The sequence below is a fragment of the Streptomyces violaceorubidus genome (assembly GCF_000717995.1).
Taxonomy (GTDB): Bacteria; Actinomycetota; Actinomycetes; order Streptomycetales; family Streptomycetaceae; genus Streptomyces; species Streptomyces violaceorubidus.
In genome coordinates, this window is record NZ_JODM01000013.1 from 110,467 (window position 1) to 133,341 (window position 22,875).

The window sequence follows — 22,875 nt, forward strand, 5'->3', positions numbered from 1 at the left end:
GTCGCCATGCCCGACCGCGCCCCGCAGCCGGTGGACCGGCAACTGCCGACGGACGAGGCACGGGACCTGATCTCGCTCGTCCGCGACATCGCGCAGCGTGAGATCGCCCCGAGCGCGGCCGAGGAGGAGGACGCCGGACGCTTCCCGCGCGAGGTCTTCACCCTCCTGTCCGACTCCGGCCTCCTCGGACTGCCCTACGACGCCGAGTTCGGCGGCGGCGAGCAGCCGTACGAGGTCTACCTCCAGGTCCTGGAGGAGCTGGCCGCGGCCCGGCTCACCGTCGGCCTCGGCGTCAGCGTGCACACGCTCGCCTCGTACGCGCTGGCCGCCCACGGCACCAAGGAGCAGCAGGCCGAGCACCTGCCCGCGATGCTCGGCGGCGGGCTGCTCGGCGCCTACTGCCTCTCCGAACCCGCCTCCGGCTCCGACGCCGCCTCGCTGCGGACCAAGGCCGTGCGCGAGAGCGGCGGAGACTGGGTGATCACCGGCACCAAGGCGTGGATCACGCACGGCGGCATCGCCGACTTCTACACCGTCATGGCCCGCACCGGAGAGGACGGCCCGCGCGGCATCACGGCCTTCCTGGTGCCCGGTGACGCCGAGGGGCTGAGCGCCGCGGTGCCGGAGAAGAAGATGGGGCTGAAGGGCTCGCCCACCGCGCAGATCCACCTGGACGGCGTGCGGATCCCCGACGCCCGCCGCCTCGGCGACGAGGGACAGGGCTTCGCGATCGCCCTGTCCGCGCTCGACTCGGGCCGGCTCGGCATCGCCGCCTGCGCGATCGGCGTGGCCCAGGCGGCCCTGGACGAGGCGGTGTCCTACGCGGCCGAGCGGCGGCAGTTCGGCAAGCCGATCGCCGACTTCCAGGGGCTGCGCTTCATGCTCGCCGACATGGCGACGCAGATCGAGGCAGGCCGGGCCCTGTACCTGACGGCGGCACGGCTGCGCGACGCCGGACGGCCCTTCGCCAAGCAGGCCGCCATGGCCAAGCTGCACTGCACCGACACGGCGATGCGGGTCACCACCGACGCCGTGCAGGTCCTCGGCGGATACGGCTACACCGCCGACTTCCCGGCCGAGCGGTACATGCGCGAGGCCAAGGTGCTGCAGATCGTCGAGGGCACCAACCAGATCCAGCGGATGGTCATCGCCCGTCACCTCGCGGGTCCCGAGGAGCGCTGAAGTCGGCGGCGACGGTGAGGTCGCCGCCGGCCCGGAAGTCGCCGGTGGTGAAGAAGTCACCCGTGGCGAAGAAGTCGCCGAGTCCGCGCGGGGGTTCCGCGAGCCTGACCCACTCCGGGTCGTGGCGCCCCGGCAGGGTGCGGCCGCCGTCGGCCCAGGTCCGCATCAGCTCACGGTAGATCGGCGGGTCGGGGATCTGCGGGGCCGGGGGAACCGGTCCCGCGGACGCCGGTACGAACACGCGGCGCCGACTCCCGGACGACGAGTACGTGGGGGTCATACCCGGGCAACGCGGTGAGACGCGGACAGGTCACCGGCGGAGGCAATCGAGAGTGAGTTCGTGCGCGTCCACCGCACCGGAGCATGCCGCACCGCGCCACGGCCTCCTGCGAGCCGTGGCGCGACCGGGACGAGGAATGACAGGGCGAGCGCCGCGAACCGGGTGCTCGGGCGCCTCAGGCCGCTTCGCGCCGCATCGTCGGCACCCGCATCGGGCGCGAGCCCGGGCCGCCGACGTGGGAGAAGGGCTGGGTCCGCCAGTCGAGGCCGCGGGGGAGCGTCAACAACAGGGCGGTGTCCTGCTCGTGGGGCTCGAACGACTCGTCGGCGGGGCGCGCCTCGGTGGCCCGGCGGCCGGTGCCGGCGCAGACCGTGAGCCCGAACGGGTTCCACGGCGAGGCGCACAGCGCGTGCTCCGGCAGCGTCTCCTCGTCGGCCAGCAGGGCGATGGGCTGGGCGCAGTCCGGGCAGAACACCCGGTACATCTCGAAGGTGTCGTAGGTGTCGACTTCCTCGTCGTCGAAGGCGTCGGGTTCGACGCCCTCCGGTACGGGCTCGACGACCGGCTGCTGCCGCTTGGGCGCGGTACGACCAGGGCGCTTAAGACTCTGCATGGGATTCTCCCCCTCGGGCTGGGCCGGGACGGCACTGCGGCCTCGACCACAGCAAGCACTTCCCGTCCCCCCTCCGGGGTAATCACGAGAACATCACGGAGAACGTTCAACCAGTGTGGTGTTCGTCACATGCCCCTCGCAGATGCCCCGTGCGGCGGGTTTGTCCCCGCCCGGCCCTCGTCCGACGCCCCGTCACATCACGAACGGGACATGACCCGGACTGCTCAGGTGTCCGAGGAGATCAACCGCACTGTAGGTTCTTGCGCCATGGAGGAGCTGGACCGACAGATCGTGCAGCTGCTCGTCAAGGACGGGCGGATGAGCTACACTGACCTGGGCAAGGCCACGGGCCTGTCCACGTCGGCCGTGCACCAGCGGGTGCGGCGGCTGGAACAGCGTGGCGTCATCCGCGGGTACGCGGCGGTCGTCGACCCGGAGGCCGTCGGGCTGCCGATGACCGCGTTCATCTCGGTGAAACCGTTCGACCCCAGCGCTCCCGACGACATCGCGGACCGCCTCGCCGGGGTCCCCGAGATCGAGGCCTGCCACAGCGTCGCGGGCGACGAGAACTACATCCTCAAGGTCCGGGTGGCCACCCCGCACGAGCTGGAGGAACTGCTCGCGCGGGTCCGCTCGCTGGCCGGTGTGTCGACCCGCACCACCGTGGTCCTGTCGACCCCCTACGAGTCCCGTCCCCCGCGGATCTGAGGGCGCGGGCGCGGCAGCGGGAGCCGAGGGCGGCGGCCGGGCCGCCCCGGCTGCCGGACGGCGCCCGTGAGGGGCGAGACTGGTGTCCATGAGTGAGTCCACCACCCCGTCCTCGACCGTCCTGCTGCGCCGCGGCGAGGTCCACAGTCCCGCCGACCCCTTCGCGACGGCCATGGTCGTCGAACGCGGCCAGGTCGCCTGGGTCGGCTCGGAGGGCGCCGCGGACGCCTTCGCGGACGGGGTCGACGAGGTGATCGACCTCGACGGCGCGCTCGTCACCCCGGCGTTCACCGACGCACACGTGCACACCACCGCCACGGGGCTCGCCCTCACCGGGCTCGACCTCTCCGGCGCCCCGACCCGCGAGGCGGCCCTCGCCCTCGTACGGGACTTCGCCGCCGCCCGCCCGGACGACCGCGTGCTCCTGGGCCACGGCTGGGACGCCGCCCGCTGGCCGGACGGACAGCCCCCGACGCGCGCCGAACTGGACGCGGCGACCGGCGGTCGTCCCCTCTATCTCAGCCGGATCGACGTCCACTCGGCCGTCGTCACCACCGCCCTGCTCGACCTGGCGCCCGGTGGTCTCGCACCCGGGGACGGCCCGCTCACCGGCGACGCCCACCACACCGTCCGCGCCGCCGCGCTCGGGGCCGTCACCCCCGCCCAGCGCGCCGGGGCCCAGCGCGCCGCGCTCGCGCACGCCGCCTCCCTCGGCATCGGAACCGTTCACGAATGCGCAGGCCCGGAGATCTCCTCCGAGGACGACCTCACCGGCCTGCTGCGCCTGTCCGCCGAGGAGTCCGGACCGCGGGTGATCGGCTACTGGGCCGAACAGGACGTCGACAAGGCGCGCGAGCTGGGCGCCGTGGGAGCCGCCGGCGACCTCTTCGTCGACGGCTCCCTCGGCTCGCACACCGCCTGCCTGCACCAGCCCTACGCCGACGCCGGCCACACCGGCACCGCCCACCTGGACGCCGTCGCCGTCGCCGCGCACGTCGTCGCCTGCACCGAGGCCGGCCTCCAGGCGGGCTTCCACGCCATCGGCGACGCCGCGGTGAGCGCCGTCGTGGAGGGAGTGCGCGCCGCCGCCGACAAGATGGGCCGCGCCCGTGTGCGCGCCGCCCGCCACCGGATCGAGCACGCCGAGATGCTCACCCCCGAGACCGTCGCGGCCTTCGCCGAGCTGGGGCTGACCGCCTCCGTCCAGCCCGCCTTCGACGCGCTCTGGGGCGGCGAGGACGGCATGTACGCCCGGCGGCTGGGCGCCGAGCGGGCGCGCACCCTCAACCCCTTCGCGGCCCTGCTGCGCGCCGGTGTGCCGCTCGCCTTCGGCTCCGACAGCCCGGTCACGCCCCTCGACCCGTGGGGCACCGTCCGGGCCGCCGCCTTCCACCGCACGCCGGAGCACCGCGTCTCCGTCCGGGCGGCGTTCACGGCGCACACACGTGGCGGCTGGCGGGCGATCGGCCGCGACGACGCGGGCGTCCTGGTGCCGGGCGCGCCCGCGGACTACGCCGTGTGGCGCACGGGCGACCTCGTGGTGCAGGCCCCGGACGACAGGGTGGCGCGCTGGTCGACCGACCCGCGCTCGGGCACGCCCGGCCTGCCCGACCTCGCCCCCGGCCGGGACCTGCCCGTCTGCCTGCGTACCGTGGTGGGCGGCCGGACCGTCTTCGTACGGCCGGGCGAGTGATCTCCACGGCCGACGGGGCGATGATCTTCGCGGGGCCACGACCTGCGTCTCCTCCGCGCTGACCTGCGCATTGGCGTCAAAGGTGCAGGTGGAACGACTGTTGACAGGCGACGGCGGGGGGCCGGTAGGTTCGGCGGAGTCCACCACCGGACGCCCGACCGGGGAACCTTCCGCATACGCGTCGCGGCGCCGCTGAGTCAGGGACGGTGTGCCGCACCGGGGCACCGCCACTGGGAGCCAGGCTCAGTGCCCGCACCGCGACGAGGGAACGTTCCGGCCGGCCGGGAGGTGTGACCCGGGTGGGGCCCGGGCGCTCAGTAGACAACGGCCTAGGTCGACCCGCAGCCGGCGGGTCCCGGGCCGGCCCGAAGGGCGCCGGGCCCCCATCCGTCGCACAAACGGCCTGAATCGGCCATCCCTACCCCGGTTCCGGGAAAACGACACCACCGTAGGACCGTCCTGTCACGTCGGCGCAGGCCGCGGCGATTATGGTGGACCTCTGTGTACGGACACGAAGGGGCAGTGGTGAACGACGGCGACGGGACGCCCGCGGCTGCGGGGCGGGTGAGGCGGTTCGGCCCCCTGGGCACGGCCTTGGTGATCATCCCGACCTACAACGAGGCGGAGAACATCAGGGCGATCGTCACGCGCGTGCGCGAGGCCGTCCCCGAGGCGCACGTCCTCGTGGCCGACGACAACAGCCCCGACGGCACCGGCAAGCTCGCCGACGAACTGGCGGCCGGCGACGACCACGTCCAGGTCATGCACCGCAAGGGCAAGGAAGGCCTGGGCGCCGCCTATCTCGCCGGTTTCCGCTGGGGCCTGGAGCACGGCTACGGCGTGCTGATCGAGATGGACGCCGACGGCTCCCACCAGCCCGAGGAACTGCCCCGCCTGCTGACCGCCCTCAAGGGCGCGGACCTGGTGCTCGGTTCCCGCTGGGTGCCCGGCGGCCGGGTGGTGAACTGGCCCAAGTCCCGCGAGATCATCTCGCGCGGCGGCAGCATGTACTCGCGGATCGCGCTCGATCTGCCGCTGCGCGACATCACCGGCGGCTACCGCGCCTTCCGCCGCGAGACCCTGGAAGGGCTCGGGCTGGAGGAGGTCGCCTCCCAGGGGTACTGCTTCCAGGTCGACCTCGCGCGCCGCGCCATCAAGGCCGGCTACCACGTCGTGGAAGTGCCGATCACCTTCGTGGAGCGCGAACTCGGCGACTCCAAGATGAGCCGCGACATCCTGGTGGAGGCCCTGTGGCGGGTCACCACCTGGGGCGTGGGGGAGAGGGTCGGCAAGGTCCTGGGCCGCGACCGGCGGCCCGGCACGGCGGCCGACAGGCAGACGGCCGACGGGCAGGCGCCCCCCGGCGACGAGACCGCGAAGTCCGGTAACGGGTCCGCGAAGTCCGTCGACGAGTCGGCGAAGTCCGGTGAAGAGTCGGCGAAGTCCGTCGACGGGGAGGCGAAGTCCGGCGAAGAGTCGGCCAAGGCGTCCGACGCCAAGGCCTGACCACCCGCTGATGCCGGACTGAACCGGGGCCAGGCACACTGGGAGTATGACGACTGGCGCCCAGACCCCCAGGTCCCCTGCCCGGCCTCCGCGCTCCCGGCTGCGCACCTTCCTGCCGCTGGGCGTCGCCGCCTGGCTCGTGCTGGAGATCTGGCTGCTGACCGTGGTCGCGGGGGCGTCCAGCGGCTTCGTGGTCTTCCTGCTCCTGGTCGCCGGCGTGGTCCTCGGCTCCGTGGTCATCAAGGCGGCGGGCCGCCGGGCCTTCCGCAACCTCACGCAGACCCTTGACCAGCAGCAGTCGGCCACGCGGTCCGGCATCCCGCCCGAGGCCCGTCCGAACAGCGAGGGCAACGGCCTGATGATGCTGGGCGGGCTGCTCCTGATCCTGCCCGGACTGATCTCGGACACGCTGGGCCTGCTCATGCTGCTGCCCCCGGTGCAGAAGGCCGTCGGCCGGTACGCCCAGCGGACGGTGGAGCGCAAGCTCCGGGAGGCCTCTCCCGGCACCCTGGGCGACGCCTTCCACCAGGCCCGGATGCACCGCCCGGACGGCAAGGTGGTCCAGGGCGAGGTCATACGGGACGATCCGGACGACGCCCCGCAGGACCCCCGTCCGCCACTGACGCGCTGAGTCTCCGCCTCCTGCCGGGGGTGGCCCCGGGACAGGACAAAACCGCGGGTGCCGTACATGAAGCCATGTACGGCACCCGCGGTTGTTCGGTTGTGTCGCCTACGGTTTCCCGCTACGCACTCTTGCGGCTGTCTCGCGGATGGACCGCGATGTTCATCGCGCCGGAGCGCAGAACGGCCAGCCGCTCCTCGAGGACCTCTTCGAGCTCCTCGCGGGTGCGGCGCTCCATCAGCATGTCCCAGTGCGTACGCGCGGGCTTGGCCTTCTTCTCCTCAGGGCCGTCGCCGTCAACCAGGAGTGCCTGGGCCCCGCAGACCTTGCACTCCCACTCCGGCGGAATCTCCGCCTCGACCGAGAAGGGCATCTCGAATCGATGCCCCTTCTCGCATGCGTACTCCACGGCCTGGCGCGGGGCCAGGTCGATGCCGCGGTCCGTCTCGTAGCTGGTCACCACGAGGCGCGTGCCGCGAAGAGCTCGCTCACTCATGAATCGTGCCTCCCGGGCTTGTCGCCCACAGGACAGGTGTCGCTGTCGTCGTCATCCGGTCAACGTCCGGGCGGCGGTAAAGATTCCCGTCCCGACTCCCGATCCGGGCCCTGCGTCGCCGTCGCAGCCGCAGCCTTGCAACCAGTGCAGTACCCGCCGACGTCCGGTTTGTCACCTCTGCTGGCAGATGTGACATAGCGATTCGGCACCTTTGACGCGCAGTAACGGTACGCCTGGCAGGCCAAACGCGTACACTACAGCCCTTTCGCGCCGAGTGCTAAATCCTTTCGGGAACCGGATTTCCCGCGTCGCCGATCGCCCGCCGCACCGGGACCCGCGCGAGCAGCACGAACCCGAGGACGAAGAACACCACCAGCGAGATGATCGCGTCCCGGTAGCTCCCGGTGAGCTGGTAGGTCAGCCCGAAGAGCAGCGGCCCCAGCCAGCTCATCCCGCGGTCGCTCAGCTCGTACGCCGAGAAGTACTCGGCCTCCTTGCCCGGCGGGACCAGGTGGGAGAACAAGGAGCGGGAGAGCGCCTGGCTGCCGCCCAGGACGAGCCCGATCCCGGCGGCCAGCACGAAGAACCACGCGGGTGCGCCGGCCGGCAGGAAGTACCCGGCCGCGAGGGTCACCGTCCAGGCGACCAGCGAGCCGAGGATGGTGCGCTTGGCCCCGTATCTGCGGGCCAGCCGGCCCAGCGCCAACGCGCCCGCCACCGCCAGCACCTGGACGAGGAGCACCGCCACGATCAGCGTGGACTGCCCGAGCTCCAGTTCCTCGGAACCGTAGACCGAGGCCTGGGAGATCACCGTCTGGATGCCGTCGTTGTAGACGAGGTACGCCAGCAGGAAGGCCAGCGTCAGCGGGCGGCGCCGCATGTCCCGGACGGTCGCCGCGAGCTGCCGGAAGCCGGGCAGCGCCGACTCCCGGGCCGCCGCGCGCCGATCGCGCAGCCGCCGGAGCGGGATGAGCGCGAAGGCGCCCCACCACAGGCCCGCCGAGGCCAGGCAGATGCGGACCGCCGCGCTCTCGCTCAACCCGAAGGAGTCGTGGCCGGTGTAGAGGATCAGGTTGACGACCAGGACCAGGGCGCCGGCCGCGTAGCCGAAGGCCCAGCCTCGGGAGGAGACCGCGTCGCGCTCCTCGGGCGGGGCGATCTGGGGCAGGTAGGAGTTGTAGAGCATCATCGCGACCGACTGGGCCGCGTTGGCGACGACCAGGAGCAGGCCGCCCAACAGGTAGCGGTCCCCGTCGAGGAAGAACATGCCGGTCGTGGCCGCGGCGCCGGTGTACGCGGCGGCGGCCAGCAGCGGCTTCTTGCGGCCCGAGCGGTCCGCGGCGGCGCCCACCAGGGGCATCACCAGCACCGCCAAGATCACCGACAGCGACACCGAGTACGCGAAGAACGACCCGGCGCGCACCGGTATGCCCAGGGGGTGGACGTAGCCGTCCGCGTCCGCCGCCGATTCGGCGACCGAGGTCAGATAGGGGCCCAGGAACACGGTGAGCACGCTCGTCGAGTAGACGGAGCACGCCCAGTCGTAGAAGTACCAGCCGCGTTGCTCGCGCCGCCGTTCGGCGGCCGGGTCGGCCCCGTCCGCCGTGGCCGTCCGCAGGGTGTCGGTGCCCACCGTGCCCTCGCTCTTCCCGTGAACGCGCACCGTCCCCGGGGCGCGGCCGGGTCTCATCCCCAGGCGCCGCGGTCCTCCATGACCTTGCGCAGTGTGTCGATGTGATCGGTCATGATGCCATCCACTCCCAGGTCCAGGAGCCGGTGCATGCGGTCCGCGTCGTTGACCGTCCAGACGTGCACCTGCAGCCCGCGCGCGTGGGCGGCGCGCACGAACCGGTGATCCACCACAGGGATGCCCGACTGCGCCTCGGGGACCTGCGCGGCCACCGCCGAGCGGCGGAGCGCGGCCGGTACGCCCCAGGAGCGCAGCCGCAGGCCGAGGACACCCCGGGTGCCGTACGAGGTGGCCAGGCGTGGGCCCGCGAGTCGCTGGGCGCGGACGACGCGGGCCTCGGAGAACGAGCCGACGCAGATCCGGTCCCAGGCGTTGGTCCGGTCGATCAGTTCCAGGAGGGGCAGCAGTGCGGGCTCCGCCTTCACGTCGATGTTCCAGCGCACCTCGGGGAAGGTCTCCAGGAGCTCCTCGAAGAGCGGCACCGGTTCCCGGCCCGCCACGCGCGCGTGGCGCACGGTCTCCCACGGCAGGTCGGCGATCCGCCCGGCCCCGTCCGTCACCCGGTCCAGGGTGGCGTCGTGGAAGGCGACGAGCTTCCCGTCCCGCGTGGCGTGCACGTCGGTCTCGATGTACCGGTAGCCCGCCTCGACCGCGCGGCGGAACTGCCGCAGCGTGTTCTCCAGGCCGTCCGCCGCCCCGCCCCGGTGGGCGAACGGGATCGGACCGGGGTGGTCGAGGTAGGGGTGGCGTATCGGCGTGGTCACCGACGCAGTATCGCGCGCCGCGGCCGACCCGCGGCAACCACCGTGCTGCCGTGCGGTGACGGCGGCACGGCGAACACACGCAGGAACACCTGGGCGAGCGGGCCGATCGACAGGGCGTAGAGCAGGGTCCCCAGGCCGACCGTGCCGCCGAGGGCGAAGCCCGTCACCACGACGGCGATCTCGACGGCCGTCCGCACCAGACGCACCGAGAGCCCCGTGCGCCGGTTCAGCCCCGTCATCAGGCCGTCGCGCGGGCCCGGACCGAAGCGTGCGGCGATGTACAGCCCGGTCGCCGCGCCGTTGAGGACGATGCCCGCCACCATCGCGGCGATCCGCGGCGTCCAGCCGTGGGCGTCCGGGACGAGGCCCAGCGTGGCGTCCATCGCCGCGCCGATCACGAGCACGTTGGAGACGGTGCCCAGGCCCGGCCGCTGGCGCAGCGGAATCCACAGCAGCAGGACCGCCGCGCCCACGATGGTCAGCACCACGCCCATCGACAGCCCGGTGTGCTCCGCGAGGCCCTGGTGCAGCACGTTCCACGGTTCGAGGCCGAGTCCGGACCTGACCAGCAGGGCCGAACTCGCGCCGTAGAGCACGAGACCGCCGTAGAGCTGGGTGAGCCGCCGCGCGAGGCGCCCGGACCGCCCGGTCTGCCCGGCCTCCCCGGTCTGCATGGTCTGCATGGTCTGCCTGGACAAGAGTCCCCCCTGGGCCGTGGTAGTGGACTGCCACGTGACACTGTGTGGCTTGAGAAGTACGGTGAACCATGGCCAATTCGGGGAAGGTGGACTGATTTTCTTGGTGCAGTGGACCTCGGCCGTGGGGGCGGGGCAGCTCGCCCGGCTGCTCGGCTCCCAGCAGGACCGCCCGGCCGGGCCCGGCACGCGCCGCCCGCCGGCCTACCGCGCGCTCGCCGACGGCATCCGGCTGCTCGTGCTGGAGGGCCGCGTCCCGGTGGCCGCCCGGCTGCCCGCCGAACGGGAGCTGGCCCTCGCCCTGACCGTCAGCCGCACCACCGTCGCCGCCGCCTACGAGGCGCTGCGTGCCGAGGGCTTCCTGGAGTCCCGGCGGGGCGCGGGCAGCTGGACGGCGGTACCGGCCGGGAACCCGTTGCCGGCCCGCGGTCTCGAGCCGCTGCCGCCGGAGGCCCTCGGCTCGGTGATAGACCTGGGCTGCGCGGCGCTGCCCGCACCCGAGCCCTGGCTCACCCGCGCGGTGCAGGGCGCCCTGGAGGAACTGCCGCCGTACGCGCACACCCACGGCGACTACCCGGCCGGGCTGCCCGCGCTGCGCGCGATGATCGCCGAGCGCTACACCGCGCGGGGCATCCCCACCATGCCCGAGCAGATCATGGTGACCACGGGGGCCATGGGCGCGATCGACGCCATCTGCCACCTCTTCGGGGGACGCGGCGAGCGCATCGCCGTGGAGTCCCCGTCCTACGCCAACATCCTCCAGCTGATGCGCGAGGCCGGTGCCCGGCTGGTGCCCGTCGCGATGGCCGAGGGGCTCACCGGCTGGGACGTGGACCGCTGGCGCCAGGTGCTCCGCGACGCCGCGCCCCGCATCGCCTACGTCGTCGCCGACTTCCACAACCCGACCGGCGCGCTCGCCGACGAAGACCAGCGGCGGCGGCTGGTGGACGCCGCCAGGTCCGCGGGCACGGTGCTCGTGGCCGACGAGACGATGAGCGAGCTGTGGCTGGACGACGACGTCGAGATGCCGCGCCCCGTGTGCGCCTTCGACCCGGCGGGGTCCACCGTGATCACCGTCGGCTCCGCGAGCAAGGCCTTCTGGGCCGGGATGCGCATCGGCTGGGTCCGCGCCGCGCCCGACGTGATCCGCAGCCTGGTCGCCGCGCGGGCGTACGCCGACCTGGGCACGCCGGTGCTGGAGCAGCTGGCGGTGAACTGGCTGTTCAGCACCGGCGGCTGGGAGCAGGCCGTGACGGTGCGCCGCGAACAGGCCCGGCAGAACCGGGACGAGCTGGTGGCGGCGGTACGGCGGGAGCTGCCGGACTGGGAGTTCGAGGTGCCCCGGGGCGGGCTCACCCTGTGGGTACGGACCGGGGGCCTGTCGGGTTCCCGGCTCGCCGAGGCGGGGGAGCGGGTGGGCGTCCGTGTTCCGTCCGGGCCGCGCTTCGGGGTCGACGGTGCCTTCGAGGGGTACGTCCGGCTGCCGTTCACGGTCGGCGGCGCGGTGGCCGAGGAAGCGGCGGCACGACTGGCCGCCGCGGCCCGGCTGGTGGAGAGCGGGGGCGGCGTCGTCGGTGGCGGCGGTGAGGCACCGCGGACCTTCGTGGCTTAGGACCGTGGTGTACTCCGCCGGCGACGGCGGGCGGCCGGGACGCTGACCCGCGGAGGGTGCGCGAGGGCCGGGGCTGGGCGGTGGGTGCGCCGCCCCGGCCGGGGCGTCAGGAGGTCTCCGCAGCGAGGGCCTCGGCGGGGACCGGCTCAGCGGGAGCCGGCTCGGTCGGTGTCCCCGCCGTCGGCTTCCGGGCCGTCACCGGGGTCGGCTCCGTCTCCGCCACGGTCTCCTGCGGCTCGCTCGCGGCCTCGCTGACCGGGGCTGCGTCCTTGCTCATGGAGACGGCCTTCGACTTCGCCTCGGCCTCGGCCTCCGCCTCCGGAGGAAGGGGCGCCTGCTCGCCGTCCGCCGGTGTCGTGCGCGGGGGGAGCAGGTCGAGCACCGCCTGCCGGTGTGCCTCGCTCGTCGCGTCGTCGTAGGGGTCGGGAGTGGCCGGGACCTGGAGGCGGTGCACCGGGCCGTTGCCCAGACGGGCGTATCCGCGCCCGGGCGGGACCTGGTCCAGGGGCGTGGTGTGCGGGGGAGCGCCCAACGCGTGCGCCAGTTCCTCGGCGGTGGCCGGGCCCAGCACGACACGCGCGCGCGTGTGCTGGCGCACGGCGTCGGTGAGGCTGTCCAGGGCGTCCAGCTGGTCGGCGACGACCACCGTCACGTTCGCGGCCCGGCCGTGCCGCAGCGGGACCTGGAGCAGGGTCTGCGGGTCCCGGCGGCCGTCCGTGGTGGCGAGGTGGGTGAACGCGGTCGGACGGTCCAGGAAGACCCACAGGGGCCGCCGGGTGTCGTCCGGTGCCGCCAGACCCTGCTGGCGGGCCCGGTTCACGGAGATCAGCCGCCGTTCCGTCTCGGCGGCGGCCCACTCCAGACTGGTCAGGGCGCCGGTGAGGCCGCACTCCACGGCCAGGACGCCGTCCCGGCCCACCAGGCAGGCGTACTCCCCGGTGCCGCCGCCGTCGACGATCAGCAGGTCGCCGTGGTTCAGCGCCTGGAGGGCGACCGAGCGCAGCAGGGTGGACGTGCCGGTGCCGGGCTGCCCCAGGACCAGCAGGTGGGGCTCGGTCGAGCGGATGCCGGTGCGCCAGACGACCGGCGGTACGTCCCGCTGCTCCACGCCGTGGGTGAGCGGGAGCGTGCGCTGGACCCGGGTCGGGTCGGTGAAGCCGAGGACGGTCTCGCCGGGCGCCGTCACGAAGCGCTGGGCGGCGATGTCGGTGGGCAGCGCCGCGAGCACGTCGACGCAGAGGTGGTTGGCCTCCTCGTCCCACGTGAAGTGGTACTCCCGGCCCCGGCCGGACTTCGCGGTGAGCAGGTGCTCGATCCGGGCCCGGGACTCCGCCTCGCCGTCGGTGAAGTAGGCGGGGTAGCGGATCACCAGGTGGGCGACGCGCCCGTCGTCGTCGAACTCGTACGCCGGGAACGCCTTCTCCCACCCGCCTCCGTGGGCGTACAGCGGGTCGGGGTCCTCCGCGAGGGAGAAGTACGGGACCAGTGCCTCGTAGAGCGACTGCAGGCGACTGGTCCGGGTGTCGTCGGTGCCCTCGGGCGCCGCCGGGGTGCGCTCCCTGCCCTGCCAGGCTGCCGCCGCCATCAGGGCGATGACGGCGAGCAGCGGGCCGTACGGCACGAGCGCCACCACCAGGACCACGGAGGCCACCAGGAACAGCAGCGCGCCGCGCCGGTCCTTGGGGGTCTCGGCCCATCTGCGCCGCGCGGCCGCGGCCAGTCGGCGCAGACCGCGGCCGATCGTGATCAGCGGCTGGAGGACGTCGGTGGCGCCGTCGGCCGCCGTCCGGGCCAGCTCCCGGCTCCGGGCGAGCTGTGCGCCGCCGTTGCTGAGAATGCGGGGGAGGGGCCGCCGGGCCACTGCTGCCTCCTGGAGGTGCGTACGTGCGGATGTCGGGCGGGGGGAGCGGGCCGTCAGAACTTGATGCCGCCGAGGAGGCCCGCCAGGCTCTCGCCGCCCGCCTTGATGCTCGGGGCGATGGCCGTACTCGCGAGATAGAAGCCGAACAGTACGGCGACCAGCGCGTGCGAGGCCTTGAGGCCGTCCTTGCGGAAGAAGATGAAGACGACGATGCCGAGCAGGACCACGCCTGAGATCGAGAGGATCATGTGAGTTCTCCTGGTTCACGGGGACAGTCACCATGAGTACTTCCAGGCTCACAGCATGTATCCATACGATAAAAGGTGCAAATGGGGGAAATTCGACCGAATTACCTCGGGTGGCGGAGCGGTCCTTGGGCCGCTCGGGTGCGCCGCGAGCCAGTACCCTGGCGATTTGCCGAATGTTCGCAGTGAGAGGTGGTCCGGCAGATGAGTGAAGCCCCCGACCCCGAGGTCGTGGAGCTGGCGACCAAGATCTTCGATCTGGCCCGGCAGGGGCGGACCGAGGAACTGGTCGCGTACGTGGACGCCGGCGTGCCGGCCGACCTCACCAACGACCGCGGTGACTCCCTCGTCATGCTCGCCGCCTACCACGGGCACGCCGACGCGGTGCGCGCGCTGCTGGCCCGCGGCGCCGACGCCGACCGCGTCAACGACCGGGGCCAGACGCCGCTCGCCGGAGCCGCCTTCAAGGGCGAGACGGAAGTGACCAGGGCGCTGCTCGAGGCCGGCGCGGACCCGGCGGCGGGCACCCCGTCGGCCGTCGACACGGCGCGGATGTTCGCCCGGACGGACCTGCTGGAGCTGTTCGGCGCCCAGTGACGGGACGACGGAGAGGGCCCCGTCCAGGGCCACTCCACATTTTCTGACCAGGGAAAACAGTGGAAACGGGGGAGGCGGTACAGGGCCGCCGAAATTTCGGTCGCGGCAGATGTGACCGCCGGGCCATCATGACGACGTGGTTCACGGACGTGATGGCTGGGCAGGTGTTGCCGCACCGCGCGGGCCGTGACACGGCTCGCAAGGGCCACCGACGAGAGGCAGAGGAACATGGTCTTCAGCAAGCAAGAGACGGCGGGCGCTCCGACGTGTTGGCGCACGGCCAGGTAAACGCGTGCTCCCCGGTTGCGTCGACGCTTGATGTGAGGCTGTTTCCCATGTTCGATCCGGTCATAGCGCCCAGCGGTACGCTGCTCGGCCTGCTTCAGCGGGGTCGCGGCGACGGCACGCTGCACGCGCTCACCGCTCCGCGCGCCGAAGCGCTCGCGGCGCTGAACCACTGTGTGCTCCACGACCCCCGCCACGACTGGCAGGTCGAGAACCGCTCCCTCTACTACGCCCGCCTCTACCTCGACCTGAACGGCGAGCTGGACGCGATCGAGGCCCACCTCTTCGACCCCGAGGACGTCCTGGTCGCCGACGAGTCGCGCACCGGACTGGCCCTCGCGGTCCTCGGCCACCTCGCCTCCTACGGCAGGCTGGACGCACTCCAGCTGCTGCGCCGGTACGCCGCGCACGGCGTCAACTGGGCGTGGGCCCTGGACGAGCTGGCGCTGCGCGACGACGACGCGGGACTGCGCGCCCTCGCCGCGCCCGTACTCGCCCGCTTCCCGCGCGACGCCGAGGGCGAGGCCGAGCTGGCCGCCGCGGTGCGGGACGCCTTCGAACCCCGCCCCTGGCGCCTGTGGGCCGACGACCCCCGCGAATCGATCGCCACGCGCGTGCGTGCCGCCCAGGAGACGGGCTGCTTCGACCGCTGGCAGCGCCAGATGAACTCCAGCGGACCGCGTCCCGGCTGGAGCGTGCGCGCCGTGTTCGAGTGGGCCGAGCAGGGCGTGGAGCGCGGCACCCCGCTGCACGTGCCGGCCGCCCGCTGCCTCACGGCCGTCGCCGGGCCCGAGGACCGGCCCGAGATCGTCGAGGCCGCGCGGTCGGGCACCGAGGGGGCCCGCTGCACCGCCCTGCGCCACCTCGCCGACAGCAACGATCCGGACGTCCTCGACCTGATCGAGGGCGCCGTGGCCACAGGCTCGGCACCGGTCGTGGAGGCCGCCGTCGCCGCCTACGAGCGCATGCGCAGCCTCGCCGCCGTCGACCGGGCCCGCGGCTGGGTGCACCGGCCCGACGCCCTGGGGGCCGCCGCCGGACGGGTGCTCGCCTGCCGGGGCGCCGCCCAGGACCGCGATCTCGTCCTCGCCGCGCTGCGGGAGGCGGTACGCGGCGAAGGCCCCGACGCGCCGACCCTGTGGACCCTCGTCGACGGCACCGGACGGCTCGGCATCGCCTGCGCCGCGCCCGTACTGCGCCACATCTACCGCGAGACCGCCTCCTCCCACCTGCGCGGCCGAGCCGCCCGCGCACTGGCCGCCACCGACCCGTCCTTCGCGGCGGGCTTCGCCATCGAGTGCCTGTGGGACTGCGAGGAGACCACCCGCGAACTCGCCGCCCGCCATGCCGAGACCGGCGACAACCGCGTCGTCGAACGGCTGCGCAGGCTCGCCTCGGACCCGGCCGAGGAGGACGAGGTCCAGACGGCCGTACGCAGCCGCTTCGGACCGGACGCGCCCGCCGTGTGAGCGCCAGGGGTGCCGGTGCGACCGGGCGCCCGCACCGGCCCCGCGACTGCGGGCCCGAGGCCGCCCCGGGTGAACGGCGGATGGACCGCGGTCCAGGCGGGCGTGGCCGCGGTCCGGCCCGCCGGGTGGGCGGGGGAACGCTCACGGGACGTTCCTCGGGCGGAAAGATCGACGTTGACGCGAGCACGTCCAGTGCGGCGACAACACCGGTATGCGTGTCTGGCCCCCGGCCCGGCCGAGACCTTCGGGCTGGCCGCGCTGGAGGCGATGGCGTGCGGCACACCCGTGGTGGCGAGCGCGTCCTCGGCACTGCCCGAGGTGATCGGCGCGGCCGGGGCCGTCGCCGCCGACCACGGGCACGCCTTCGCGGACGCCGTGGAACTGCTCCTGGCCCGCCGAGAGACGGACCGGCGGGGTGCGGCACGCGCGCGTGCGGAGCGCTTCGGCTGGAACACGGCCGTCGAGGCGTTCCTGGCCGCGCACGACGCGACCCTCCCGACGCGTCCCGCGCTCCCGGAGGCCGTCTCGTGAGACACCTCCGCTCGACGCCCCGGCAACCGGCGGGACCCGGCCACACACCGGGCGCCGCCGGGTCGCTCGCCACGCGCCGAACGGCGTGTTGTGTGTCGCGCGTTGGGTGGGGTGGGTGGTCGGTGGGCGGGCAGGGCGTCGCCCGTGGCGGCACGCCGTCGACGACCGTGGTGGCCTGCTCCTCTTCCCCGCCCCCGGTCGTAGAGGGCGCCGTGCGCTCTGACGTATGCCCCGCGTGTGGCCGCCGCCCGGGCGAAGTCCTCCAGGGCGCCGGTCGTCACGCCCCGAGGCCCACGCCGGGGGCCGTGTCAGGGGCCATCGAGGTGGGGCCCCAGTGCCCGGTAGCGTGGGCGGTCCCGGGGTCCTGTCGTGGCACCCGGGGTCACGCCACGCGGTACTGCTCGTCGCGGTCGTCGGTGAGGAACATCTGCCCCGGCGCGTGGGTGAGGGCGAAGGGCGGCCGCGAGGCCATGACCGCCGCCTGCGGGGTCACGCCGCAGGCCCAGAACACCGGGATGTCGTCCGGCTCGCGGTCCACCGCGTCGCCGAAGTCGGGCCGGTCCAGATCGGCGATGCCCAGCGCCGACGGGTCGCCGCAGTGCACCGGGCCGCCGTGCACCGCCGGGAGCAGACTGCTCTCGCGGATCGCCGCCGACAGGTGCGCGGGCGGCACCGGACGCATCGACACCACCATCTGCCCCCGCAGCCGTCCCGCCGGACGGCACCGGCGGGAGGTGACGTACATCGGGACGTTGCGGCCCTGCTCGACGTGGCGGATCGGGACGCCCGCCGAGGCCAGCGCCCACTCGAAAGTGAAGCTGCACCCGATCAGGAACGTCACCAGGTCGTCCCGCCAGTACTCCAGCACGTCCGTGGGCTCGTCCACCAGTTCGCCGTCGCGCCACACCCGGTAGCGCGGCAGATCGGTGCGCAGGTCGGCACCGTCGGCGAGCAGGGTGGTCCAGGACCCGGCGTCCGTGACGTCCAGCACCGGGCACGGCTGCGGGTTGCGGGTGCAGAACAGCAACATGTCGTACGCCCAGTCGGCGGGCACCGAGATCAGGTTGGCCTGGGTGTGGCCGGCGGCGACCCCGGCCGTGGGGCCGGTCAGGCCCTTCCGGAAGCGGGCGCGAGCCGTTTTCGGGCTCCACGCGTGCGCGTGCTCGTCGACGAGGGCGAGCGGCCGGTCCCCGGTCGCGGGGTGCGGGTGGTTCATGCCAGTTCCCTTCCGCGGGTCTCCGGCAGCCCCAGCAGGGCCAGTGCCGCGATGCCGTAACCGATGGCGCCGAAGACCAGCGCGCCGCCCACGCCCCAGCTGTCGGCGAGGAAGCCGACCGTGGTGGGGAAGACGGCGCCCACGGCGCGCCCGGTGTTGTACGTGAAGCCCTGGCCCGCGCCCCGCACCGCCGTCGGGTACAGCTCGCTCAGGTACGAACCGAAGCCGCTGAAGATGGCCGACATGCAGAAGCCGAGCGGGAAACCCAGCACCAGGAGGAGGGTGTCGGCGCCGCTGGGGATGTTCGCGTAGGCCAGGATGCAGACCGCCGACAGCAGCGCGAAGAGCCAGATGTTGCGCCTGCGGCCCAGTACGTCGGTGAGCAGGCCGCCGGTGAGGTAGCCCAGGAACGCGCCCGAGATGAGGAACGTCAGGTAGCCGCCGGTGCCGACGACCGACAGGTCGCGCTCGTCCTTCAGGTATGTCGGCACCCAGGTGGCGAGGGTGTAGTAGCCGCCCTGGACCCCGGTCGAGAGCAGGCTCGCGAAGAGCGTGACGCGTAGCAGCCCCGGTGAGTCCGCCGTGCCCGGCCGGAAGATCGCCGCGAACGAACCCCCGCCGGCACCTTTCTCCCGGACCTCGGCGGCCCGCGGCGCGTCGTGGACGCTGCGCCGCACCCACACCACGAGCAGCGCCGGCAGCGCGCCCGTCCAGAACACGACGCGCCAGGCCAGGTCGTCACCGGCCAGGGAGAAGACCAGTGTGTACACGAGCACCGCGAGCGCCCAGCCCACGGCCCACGAGCTCTGGATCGCGCCCAGCGTGCGCCCGCGGTGTCTGGGGCTCGCGTACTCGGCGACCAGGATCGCGCCGACCGCCCACTCGCCGCCGAAGCCGAGGCCCTGGAGCGCACGGAAGACCAGCAGCGTCTCGTAGTCGGGCGCGAAGCCGCAGGCCACCGTGAAGACGGCGTAGGTGATCACGGTGAGCAACAGCGCCCTGACCCGGCCGACACGGTCCGCCAGCACGCCCGCGAGCGCGCCGCCGATCGCCGAGACGACCAGTGTGACCGTCGTGAGCAGACCGGTCTGGCCGCTGTCCAGACCGAAGTACGCGGCCAGCGCGACCATGGTCAGCGGCAGCGTGAAGTAGTCGTACGCGTCAAGGGCGTAGCCGCCGAACGCGCCGCCGAAGGCGCGGCGGCCCCGCGGACCGAGGGCACGCAGCCAGCCGAACGGGCCGTCTTCGGGAGGGCGTTCGGCCGCGCCGGGCGGGCGGGTGCAGGCGGGGAGGGCCGGTGGGGGAGGGGGTGTGCTCATGGTGCACCTCGCAAGGGGAGGACGGAGAGTGCGGATCGAGCGGGAACCTGGTGGCACGGTAGGGGATCGTTCAACGATCCCTCAATACCCCTGTTGTTTCGTTCTGGTATCTGCGGTTGAATTCCGGGCATGGCAGAGCAGTTGACGGGACTGGCCGACGACCGCGCCCTCCTCGGGCGGACCAGCACCGCCGAGCGGGTCTCGGACATCCTCAGGAGCCGGATCGCCGACGGCTACTTCCCGCCCGGCACCCGGCTGTCGGAGGACAGCATCGGCGGCGCCCTCGGCGTGTCCCGCAACACCCTGCGCGAGTCGTTCCGCCTGCTCACGCACGAACGCCTGCTCGTCCACGAGCTGAACCGGGGCGTCTTCGTCCGGGTCCTCACCGTCGAGGACGTGGAGGACATCTACCGCACCCGCTCCCTGGTCGAGTGCGCCGTCGTCCGCGGCCTCGGCGAGCCGCCGTACCCGCTGGACGGGCTCGCCGAGGCCGTCGAGGACGGGCGGCGGTCGGCCCGCGAAGGTGACTGGAAAGGCGTGGGTACGGCCAACATCCACTTCCACCGGGAACTGGTGGCCCTCGCCGGCAGCGAACGCACCGACGAACTGATGCGCAGCGTCTTCGCCGAACTGCGCCTCGCCTTCCACGTCGTGGACGATCCCCGGCGCCTGCACGAGCCGTACATCGCCAGGAACGCGGAGATCCTCGCGACCCTGGGCAGCGGCGAGCGGGAGACGGCGGCGCGGCTGCTCGCGGTGTACCTGGAGGACTCGCTGAAGCGCGTCGTGGAGGTCTACCTGCGGCGCGTCGGGGACGAGGGGTAGGGCCGGTCCGCCGCGAGGCCCCGGGCCTCGGCGGCACGGCGGCACGGCGGCCGGCCACCGTGCGCGCCGGGGTCCATCTGCGTCGTTTGGGCCGATGTCAGACCGAGGACCTAGTCTGTGCACCGTGACTTCGCCTGCATCGACGGACCGCGTTCCGCCCCAGCTCAGCGCGGGGCCGCGCCCAGCCCCGGGCCCGGCCGCCGACGAGGGGCTGGCGCGGCGGCTGCGCGCGCTCGCCTGCACGGCGCCGCTGCACGACCTCGACGCGCGCAAGGCCAACCTCGCCGGTGAGTACTCGGTGTACGGCATGGCCGAGGTCGCCCTCGCCGCCATCGACCTCGTCACGCTGAACATGGACTTCGACACCGGCGCCGACCACGACCAGATAGTGGCCAGGCTGATCCCGCGCGTCGCCGCCCAGGCCCCGCAGCGGCCCGCCGCCGAGCACGAGCGGGTGGCCCGCTGGGTCCTGGAGAACCTGATCAACGTCGGCAGCGTGGACCGCGGCTTCCGCGCGGTGTACGGCACCTTCGGCCCCGACGGCACCTATGTGCGCCGCGACTACGACTTCAAGCTGCTCGAAGAGGTCCCCGGCCCCGGCGGCACCGTCTACCTGCGCACCACGGACGAGGCGGTCAACGTCCTCGTCGGCGCCCTGGACACGGACGTCACCAGCGCCCAGATCGCCGCCGAGGTCAAGCTGGAGGTGCTGATCAACCGCGGCCGCCTCGCCGACGCCCAGCTCGCCGCCGAACAGGCCCGGTACCGGACCGTGCAGTACTCGGAGACCCTGCGCCGCGCCCTGGACGCCACCCGGCGCAACGTCCGCGCGGTGGACTGGCTCAGCGCCGTCCCCGACATGATCGCCGAGGCCCTGGACCACGTCGCCGACCGCTACCGGCACGAGAACGCGATCCTGACCAACATCCGCAAGGCCCGTGACGAGACGGAGGACGCCGAGCACAAGCGCCGCGCCGCCGAGCTGGTCGACATCGTCAAGGACTGCATCCGCCGCCACACCCAGCTCCAGTCCCGCCTCCTGGAAGCCGGCCCGCTCTTCCGCGCCGAACAGGACCGGCAGGCCTTCGCCACCCCGCTGACCACCTCCGGCCTCGACCTGTACGGCCATCTCGTCGCCCCCGTGCTGCCGTTGCCCGTGGAGAGCGCGCTCCGCGTCACCGACGCCTTCTTCGCCCGCGGCACCGGTCTGCGCACCCCGGTCTCCGTCCGGGTCGGCGACCTCGTGGACATACTGCTCACCCCGCCGGTCGAGCGGGAGCACCTGGGCGCCGAGATGCCGGAGCCCGACCTCATCGCCACCCCGGACGACAGCCGCTTCAGCGAGGAGCAGCTGGCCGCGGCCATGGAGCTGCTCGACCTGCCGCACGACGCCCCGCGCCGACTGTCGGGGCTGCTGGCCGACGCCCGCGCCCGCGACGCGGAACTCCCGTACCTCGTCGCCCTGCTCGCCGTCCACGCGGCCAGCCCGCCGGTCGGCACCGCCTACCGCCAGGGCGAGCCGAAGCTGCTGTTCGCCGTCGACGACGGCACCGAGCTGGACGACCCCGAGTTCGGCGGCGCCGACCTCATCGTCGGCACGGCACTGCTGGACGCGGCGGGCATGGCGGCGGACCGGACGGAGGCGGCATGACCGCACCGCACCGCCCCCCGGCCGGCCCCGACCGCCACCTCAGCCACCACCCCAGTCCCGAGCCGCAGCACAGCGAGGAGCACCGACCGTGACCGAGTACGCCGACCGGAGCGAGCCGGAGGCGGGGGCCGCGCCGACCACCGCGGCCGTCACGCCCGCCGACGCCGCCGACGCGGCGCGGCTCGTCGCCTTCGGCCTCCAGCCCAAGCTGCTGCCCGCCCGCGACCAGGAGTACGCCGACCTGCTGCGCCGCTACCGCGAGGACCCGCCCTTCGCACGGCTCGCCGACGCCGTGGCGGCCGGCCTCGGGCTGATCGTCCTGGAGGTGTCCCCGCGCGCGGGGATGGCCGTGACCGCCGCCGAGGACTCGGTGTTCGCCGTCCGCATGGGCGACTACGCGCGCCGTGCCGCCACCGACTCCGGCGACCGCTTCCTGCACGGCCTCGCCCACCTCGCCGTGGCCGCGATGGCCTATCCGCGCCCCGAGGACCTCGCCGACGACGGCTACATCGGCCGCGTCACGGTCAACGGCGTGGACGCGTTCGTCCGCCAGGCCTGCCGCAGGCTCGAGGAGCGCGCCGAGCAGCAGGGCGAGAACACCGACCCGGCCACCGACGCCCCGGGTCTGGAGGCCGCCTGGCGGATCTGGGTCCGGCGCAGCGCGACCGGCGCCACCAAGGACGCGCGCAGACTCCCGGGCTCCACCACCGGCATCGTCGGCAAGGCCGCCGCGTTCCTCACCGAGTCCGGCTTCCTCCAGCGCACCGGCGACGAGCACGGCGGCACCTACCGGACGACCGCCCGCTACCAGCTCCAGGTCCGCGACATGGCCGGCAGCGCCGCCATGAGCGAGCTGCTCGACCTGGGCGTCGTCCCGGTCACCGACGGCACCGCGACGCTGCTGCCCGCCGACGAGACGGACGACCTGGAGCTGGTCGCCGACGCCGGCCTCCCCTTCCACTCCTCCTGACCCCCGCACCCGCCCCGCCCGCCCGACGTCCCCGCACCCCCCGAC

21 protein-coding genes and 1 pseudogene are annotated in these 22,875 nt (G+C 73.6%); 12 read left to right on the plus strand and 10 right to left on the minus strand.

Going from position 1 to position 22,875, the window contains the following annotated elements; genetic code table 11:
- Positions 1–6 precede the first annotated feature (6 nt).
- Positions 7–1,182 carry an acyl-CoA dehydrogenase family protein gene (locus tag IE94_RS0117880; RefSeq protein WP_030185176.1) on the plus strand — a complete coding sequence of 392 codons (1,176 nt, stop codon included), beginning with the start codon at positions 7–9 and terminating at the stop codon, positions 1,180–1,182.
- Here IE94_RS0117880 and IE94_RS0117885 read toward each other — a convergent pair.
- Together IE94_RS0117885 and IE94_RS0117890 are read right to left on the minus strand one after the other, a co-directional pair.
- On the minus strand, positions 1,145–1,462 hold the full coding sequence (locus IE94_RS0117885; RefSeq protein ID WP_030185177.1) for a hypothetical protein: 318 nt from the start codon (positions 1,460–1,462) through the stop codon (positions 1,145–1,147). The genes IE94_RS0117880 and IE94_RS0117885 overlap by 38 nt on opposite strands.
- A gap of 175 nt (positions 1,463–1,637) precedes the next feature.
- A complete protein-coding gene (locus IE94_RS0117890; RefSeq protein ID WP_030185178.1) occupies positions 1,638–2,075 on the minus strand; it encodes a hypothetical protein in 438 nt (145 codons plus the stop codon).
- Positions 2,076–2,342: 267 nt separating this feature from the next.
- Between IE94_RS0117890 and IE94_RS0117895 the strand changes: the two genes are divergently transcribed.
- The 4 genes from IE94_RS0117895 (at position 2,343) to fxsA (ending at position 6,613) form a co-directional block, all read left to right on the plus strand.
- Positions 2,343–2,783, plus strand: a complete 441-nt coding sequence (locus tag IE94_RS0117895) for an Lrp/AsnC family transcriptional regulator (protein ID WP_019983923.1) — start codon at positions 2,343–2,345, stop codon at positions 2,781–2,783.
- A gap of 88 nt (positions 2,784–2,871) precedes the next feature.
- The gene (locus IE94_RS0117900; protein ID WP_030185182.1) at positions 2,872–4,476 is read left to right on the plus strand and encodes an amidohydrolase; all 1,605 of its coding nucleotides are present in this window, start codon (positions 2,872–2,874) and stop codon (positions 4,474–4,476) included.
- 525 nt (positions 4,477–5,001) lie between these two features.
- Positions 5,002–5,982, plus strand: coding sequence for a polyprenol monophosphomannose synthase (locus IE94_RS0117905; RefSeq protein ID WP_245235275.1), 981 nt, complete (start codon positions 5,002–5,004; stop codon positions 5,980–5,982).
- Between the two features lie 46 nt (positions 5,983–6,028).
- Positions 6,029–6,613 carry an FxsA family membrane protein gene (fxsA, locus tag IE94_RS0117910; protein WP_030185192.1) on the plus strand — a complete coding sequence of 195 codons (585 nt, stop codon included), beginning with the start codon at positions 6,029–6,031 and terminating at the stop codon, positions 6,611–6,613.
- A gap of 112 nt (positions 6,614–6,725) precedes the next feature.
- Here fxsA and IE94_RS0117915 read toward each other — a convergent pair whose 3' ends face one another.
- The 4 genes from IE94_RS0117915 to yczE form a co-directional block, all read right to left on the minus strand.
- A complete protein-coding gene (locus tag IE94_RS0117915) occupies positions 6,726–7,100 on the minus strand; it encodes an RNA polymerase-binding protein RbpA (protein ID WP_003977404.1) in 375 nt (124 codons plus the stop codon).
- A 277-nt stretch (positions 7,101–7,377) separates the two neighbouring features.
- Complete coding sequence (locus IE94_RS0117920) at positions 7,378–8,733, minus strand: MFS transporter (RefSeq protein WP_030185193.1); 1,356 nt, start codon at positions 8,731–8,733, stop codon at positions 7,378–7,380.
- Between the two features lie 53 nt (positions 8,734–8,786).
- Positions 8,787–9,554 (minus strand): glycerophosphodiester phosphodiesterase family protein, encoded by a 768-nt coding sequence (locus tag IE94_RS0117925; RefSeq protein ID WP_030185195.1) that lies wholly within the window; start codon positions 9,552–9,554, stop codon positions 8,787–8,789.
- Positions 9,551–10,237, minus strand: coding sequence for a membrane protein YczE (gene yczE / locus IE94_RS0117930; protein WP_037922900.1), 687 nt, complete (start codon positions 10,235–10,237; stop codon positions 9,551–9,553). The genes IE94_RS0117925 and yczE overlap by 4 nt, the downstream gene beginning before the upstream one ends.
- A gap of 115 nt (positions 10,238–10,352) precedes the next feature.
- On the opposite strand from yczE, the gene IE94_RS0117935 reads away from it, so the two are divergent.
- On the plus strand, positions 10,353–11,861 hold the full coding sequence (locus IE94_RS0117935; RefSeq protein WP_030185199.1) for an SCO1417 family PLP biosynthesis transcription factor: 1,509 nt from the start codon (positions 10,353–10,355) through the stop codon (positions 11,859–11,861).
- Positions 11,862–11,967: 106 nt separating this feature from the next.
- On the opposite strand, the gene IE94_RS0117940 is transcribed toward IE94_RS0117935, so the two are convergent.
- Together IE94_RS0117940 and IE94_RS0117945 are read right to left on the minus strand one after the other, a co-directional pair.
- Entirely contained in the window at positions 11,968–13,722 is a 1,755-nt protein-coding gene (locus tag IE94_RS0117940) for a P-loop NTPase family protein (RefSeq protein ID WP_030185203.1), read from the minus strand.
- Between the two features lie 53 nt (positions 13,723–13,775).
- Complete coding sequence (locus IE94_RS0117945) at positions 13,776–13,970, minus strand: hypothetical protein (protein ID WP_003977410.1); 195 nt, start codon at positions 13,968–13,970, stop codon at positions 13,776–13,778.
- A 201-nt stretch (positions 13,971–14,171) separates the two neighbouring features.
- On the opposite strand from IE94_RS0117945, the gene IE94_RS0117950 reads away from it, so the two are divergent.
- The 3 genes and pseudogenes from IE94_RS0117950 to IE94_RS0117960 form a co-directional block, all read left to right on the plus strand.
- Entirely contained in the window at positions 14,172–14,564 is a 393-nt protein-coding gene (locus tag IE94_RS0117950; protein ID WP_030185206.1) for an ankyrin repeat domain-containing protein, read from the plus strand.
- Positions 14,565–14,899: 335 nt separating this feature from the next.
- Entirely contained in the window at positions 14,900–16,318 is a 1,419-nt protein-coding gene (locus IE94_RS0117955) for a hypothetical protein (RefSeq protein WP_030185214.1), read from the plus strand.
- A 216-nt stretch (positions 16,319–16,534) separates the two neighbouring features.
- A pseudogene (locus IE94_RS0117960) lies at positions 16,535–16,849 on the plus strand (glycosyltransferase); the annotation flags it as partial.
- A gap of 382 nt (positions 16,850–17,231) precedes the next feature.
- On the opposite strand, the gene IE94_RS0117965 reads toward IE94_RS0117960, so the two are convergent.
- Both IE94_RS0117965 and IE94_RS0117970 read right to left on the minus strand, forming a co-directional pair.
- Complete coding sequence (locus IE94_RS0117965; protein ID WP_030185218.1) at positions 17,232–18,065, minus strand: putative hydro-lyase; 834 nt, start codon at positions 18,063–18,065, stop codon at positions 17,232–17,234.
- Positions 18,062–19,384, minus strand: a complete 1,323-nt coding sequence (locus IE94_RS0117970) for an MFS transporter (RefSeq protein ID WP_030185220.1) — start codon at positions 19,382–19,384, stop codon at positions 18,062–18,064. Before IE94_RS0117970 ends, IE94_RS0117965 begins: the two co-directional genes overlap by 4 nt.
- 129 nt (positions 19,385–19,513) lie before the next feature.
- Here IE94_RS0117970 and IE94_RS0117975 point away from each other — a divergent pair, with 129 nt between their 5' ends.
- From IE94_RS0117975 to IE94_RS0117985, 3 genes are all read left to right on the plus strand, one after another.
- Positions 19,514–20,209: a GntR family transcriptional regulator gene (locus IE94_RS0117975; RefSeq protein ID WP_030185222.1), complete on the plus strand. Its 696-nt coding sequence runs from the start codon at positions 19,514–19,516 to the stop codon at positions 20,207–20,209.
- Between the two features lie 124 nt (positions 20,210–20,333).
- Complete coding sequence (locus IE94_RS0117980) at positions 20,334–21,860, plus strand: hypothetical protein (protein ID WP_030185231.1); 1,527 nt, start codon at positions 20,334–20,336, stop codon at positions 21,858–21,860.
- Between the two features lie 88 nt (positions 21,861–21,948).
- A complete protein-coding gene (locus IE94_RS0117985; RefSeq protein ID WP_030185234.1) occupies positions 21,949–22,830 on the plus strand; it encodes a hypothetical protein in 882 nt (293 codons plus the stop codon).
- Positions 22,831–22,875 lie beyond the last annotated feature (45 nt).

Excerpts from the sequence above, each read along its gene's own strand:
- IE94_RS0117950 (WP_030185206.1), top strand. The coding sequence starts at position 14,172 with ATGAGTGAAGCCCCCGACCCCGAGGTCGTGGAGCTGGCGACCAAGATC.
- IE94_RS0117915 (WP_003977404.1), bottom strand. The coding sequence starts at position 7,100 with ATGAGTGAGCGAGCTCTTCGCGGCACGCGCCTCGTGGTGACCAGCTAC.
- IE94_RS0117885 (WP_030185177.1), bottom strand. The coding sequence starts at position 1,462 with ATGACCCCCACGTACTCGTCGTCCGGGAGTCGGCGCCGCGTGTTCGTA.
- IE94_RS0117880 (WP_030185176.1), top strand. The coding sequence starts at position 7 with ATGCCCGACCGCGCCCCGCAGCCGGTGGACCGGCAACTGCCGACGGAC.
- IE94_RS0117895 (WP_019983923.1), top strand. The coding sequence starts at position 2,343 with ATGGAGGAGCTGGACCGACAGATCGTGCAGCTGCTCGTCAAGGACGGG.
- IE94_RS0117955 (WP_030185214.1), top strand. The coding sequence starts at position 14,900 with ATGTTCGATCCGGTCATAGCGCCCAGCGGTACGCTGCTCGGCCTGCTT.
- IE94_RS0117975 (WP_030185222.1), top strand. The coding sequence starts at position 19,514 with ATGGCAGAGCAGTTGACGGGACTGGCCGACGACCGCGCCCTCCTCGGG.
- IE94_RS0117970 (WP_030185220.1), bottom strand. The coding sequence starts at position 19,384 with ATGAGCACACCCCCTCCCCCACCGGCCCTCCCCGCCTGCACCCGCCCG.
- IE94_RS0117965 (WP_030185218.1), bottom strand. The coding sequence starts at position 18,065 with ATGAACCACCCGCACCCCGCGACCGGGGACCGGCCGCTCGCCCTCGTC.
- fxsA (WP_030185192.1), top strand. The coding sequence starts at position 6,029 with ATGACGACTGGCGCCCAGACCCCCAGGTCCCCTGCCCGGCCTCCGCGC.
- IE94_RS0117945 (WP_003977410.1), bottom strand. The coding sequence starts at position 13,970 with ATGATCCTCTCGATCTCAGGCGTGGTCCTGCTCGGCATCGTCGTCTTC.
- yczE (WP_037922900.1), bottom strand. The coding sequence starts at position 10,237 with ATGCAGACCATGCAGACCGGGGAGGCCGGGCAGACCGGGCGGTCCGGG.
- IE94_RS0117890 (WP_030185178.1), bottom strand. The coding sequence starts at position 2,075 with ATGCAGAGTCTTAAGCGCCCTGGTCGTACCGCGCCCAAGCGGCAGCAG.
- IE94_RS0117900 (WP_030185182.1), top strand. The coding sequence starts at position 2,872 with ATGAGTGAGTCCACCACCCCGTCCTCGACCGTCCTGCTGCGCCGCGGC.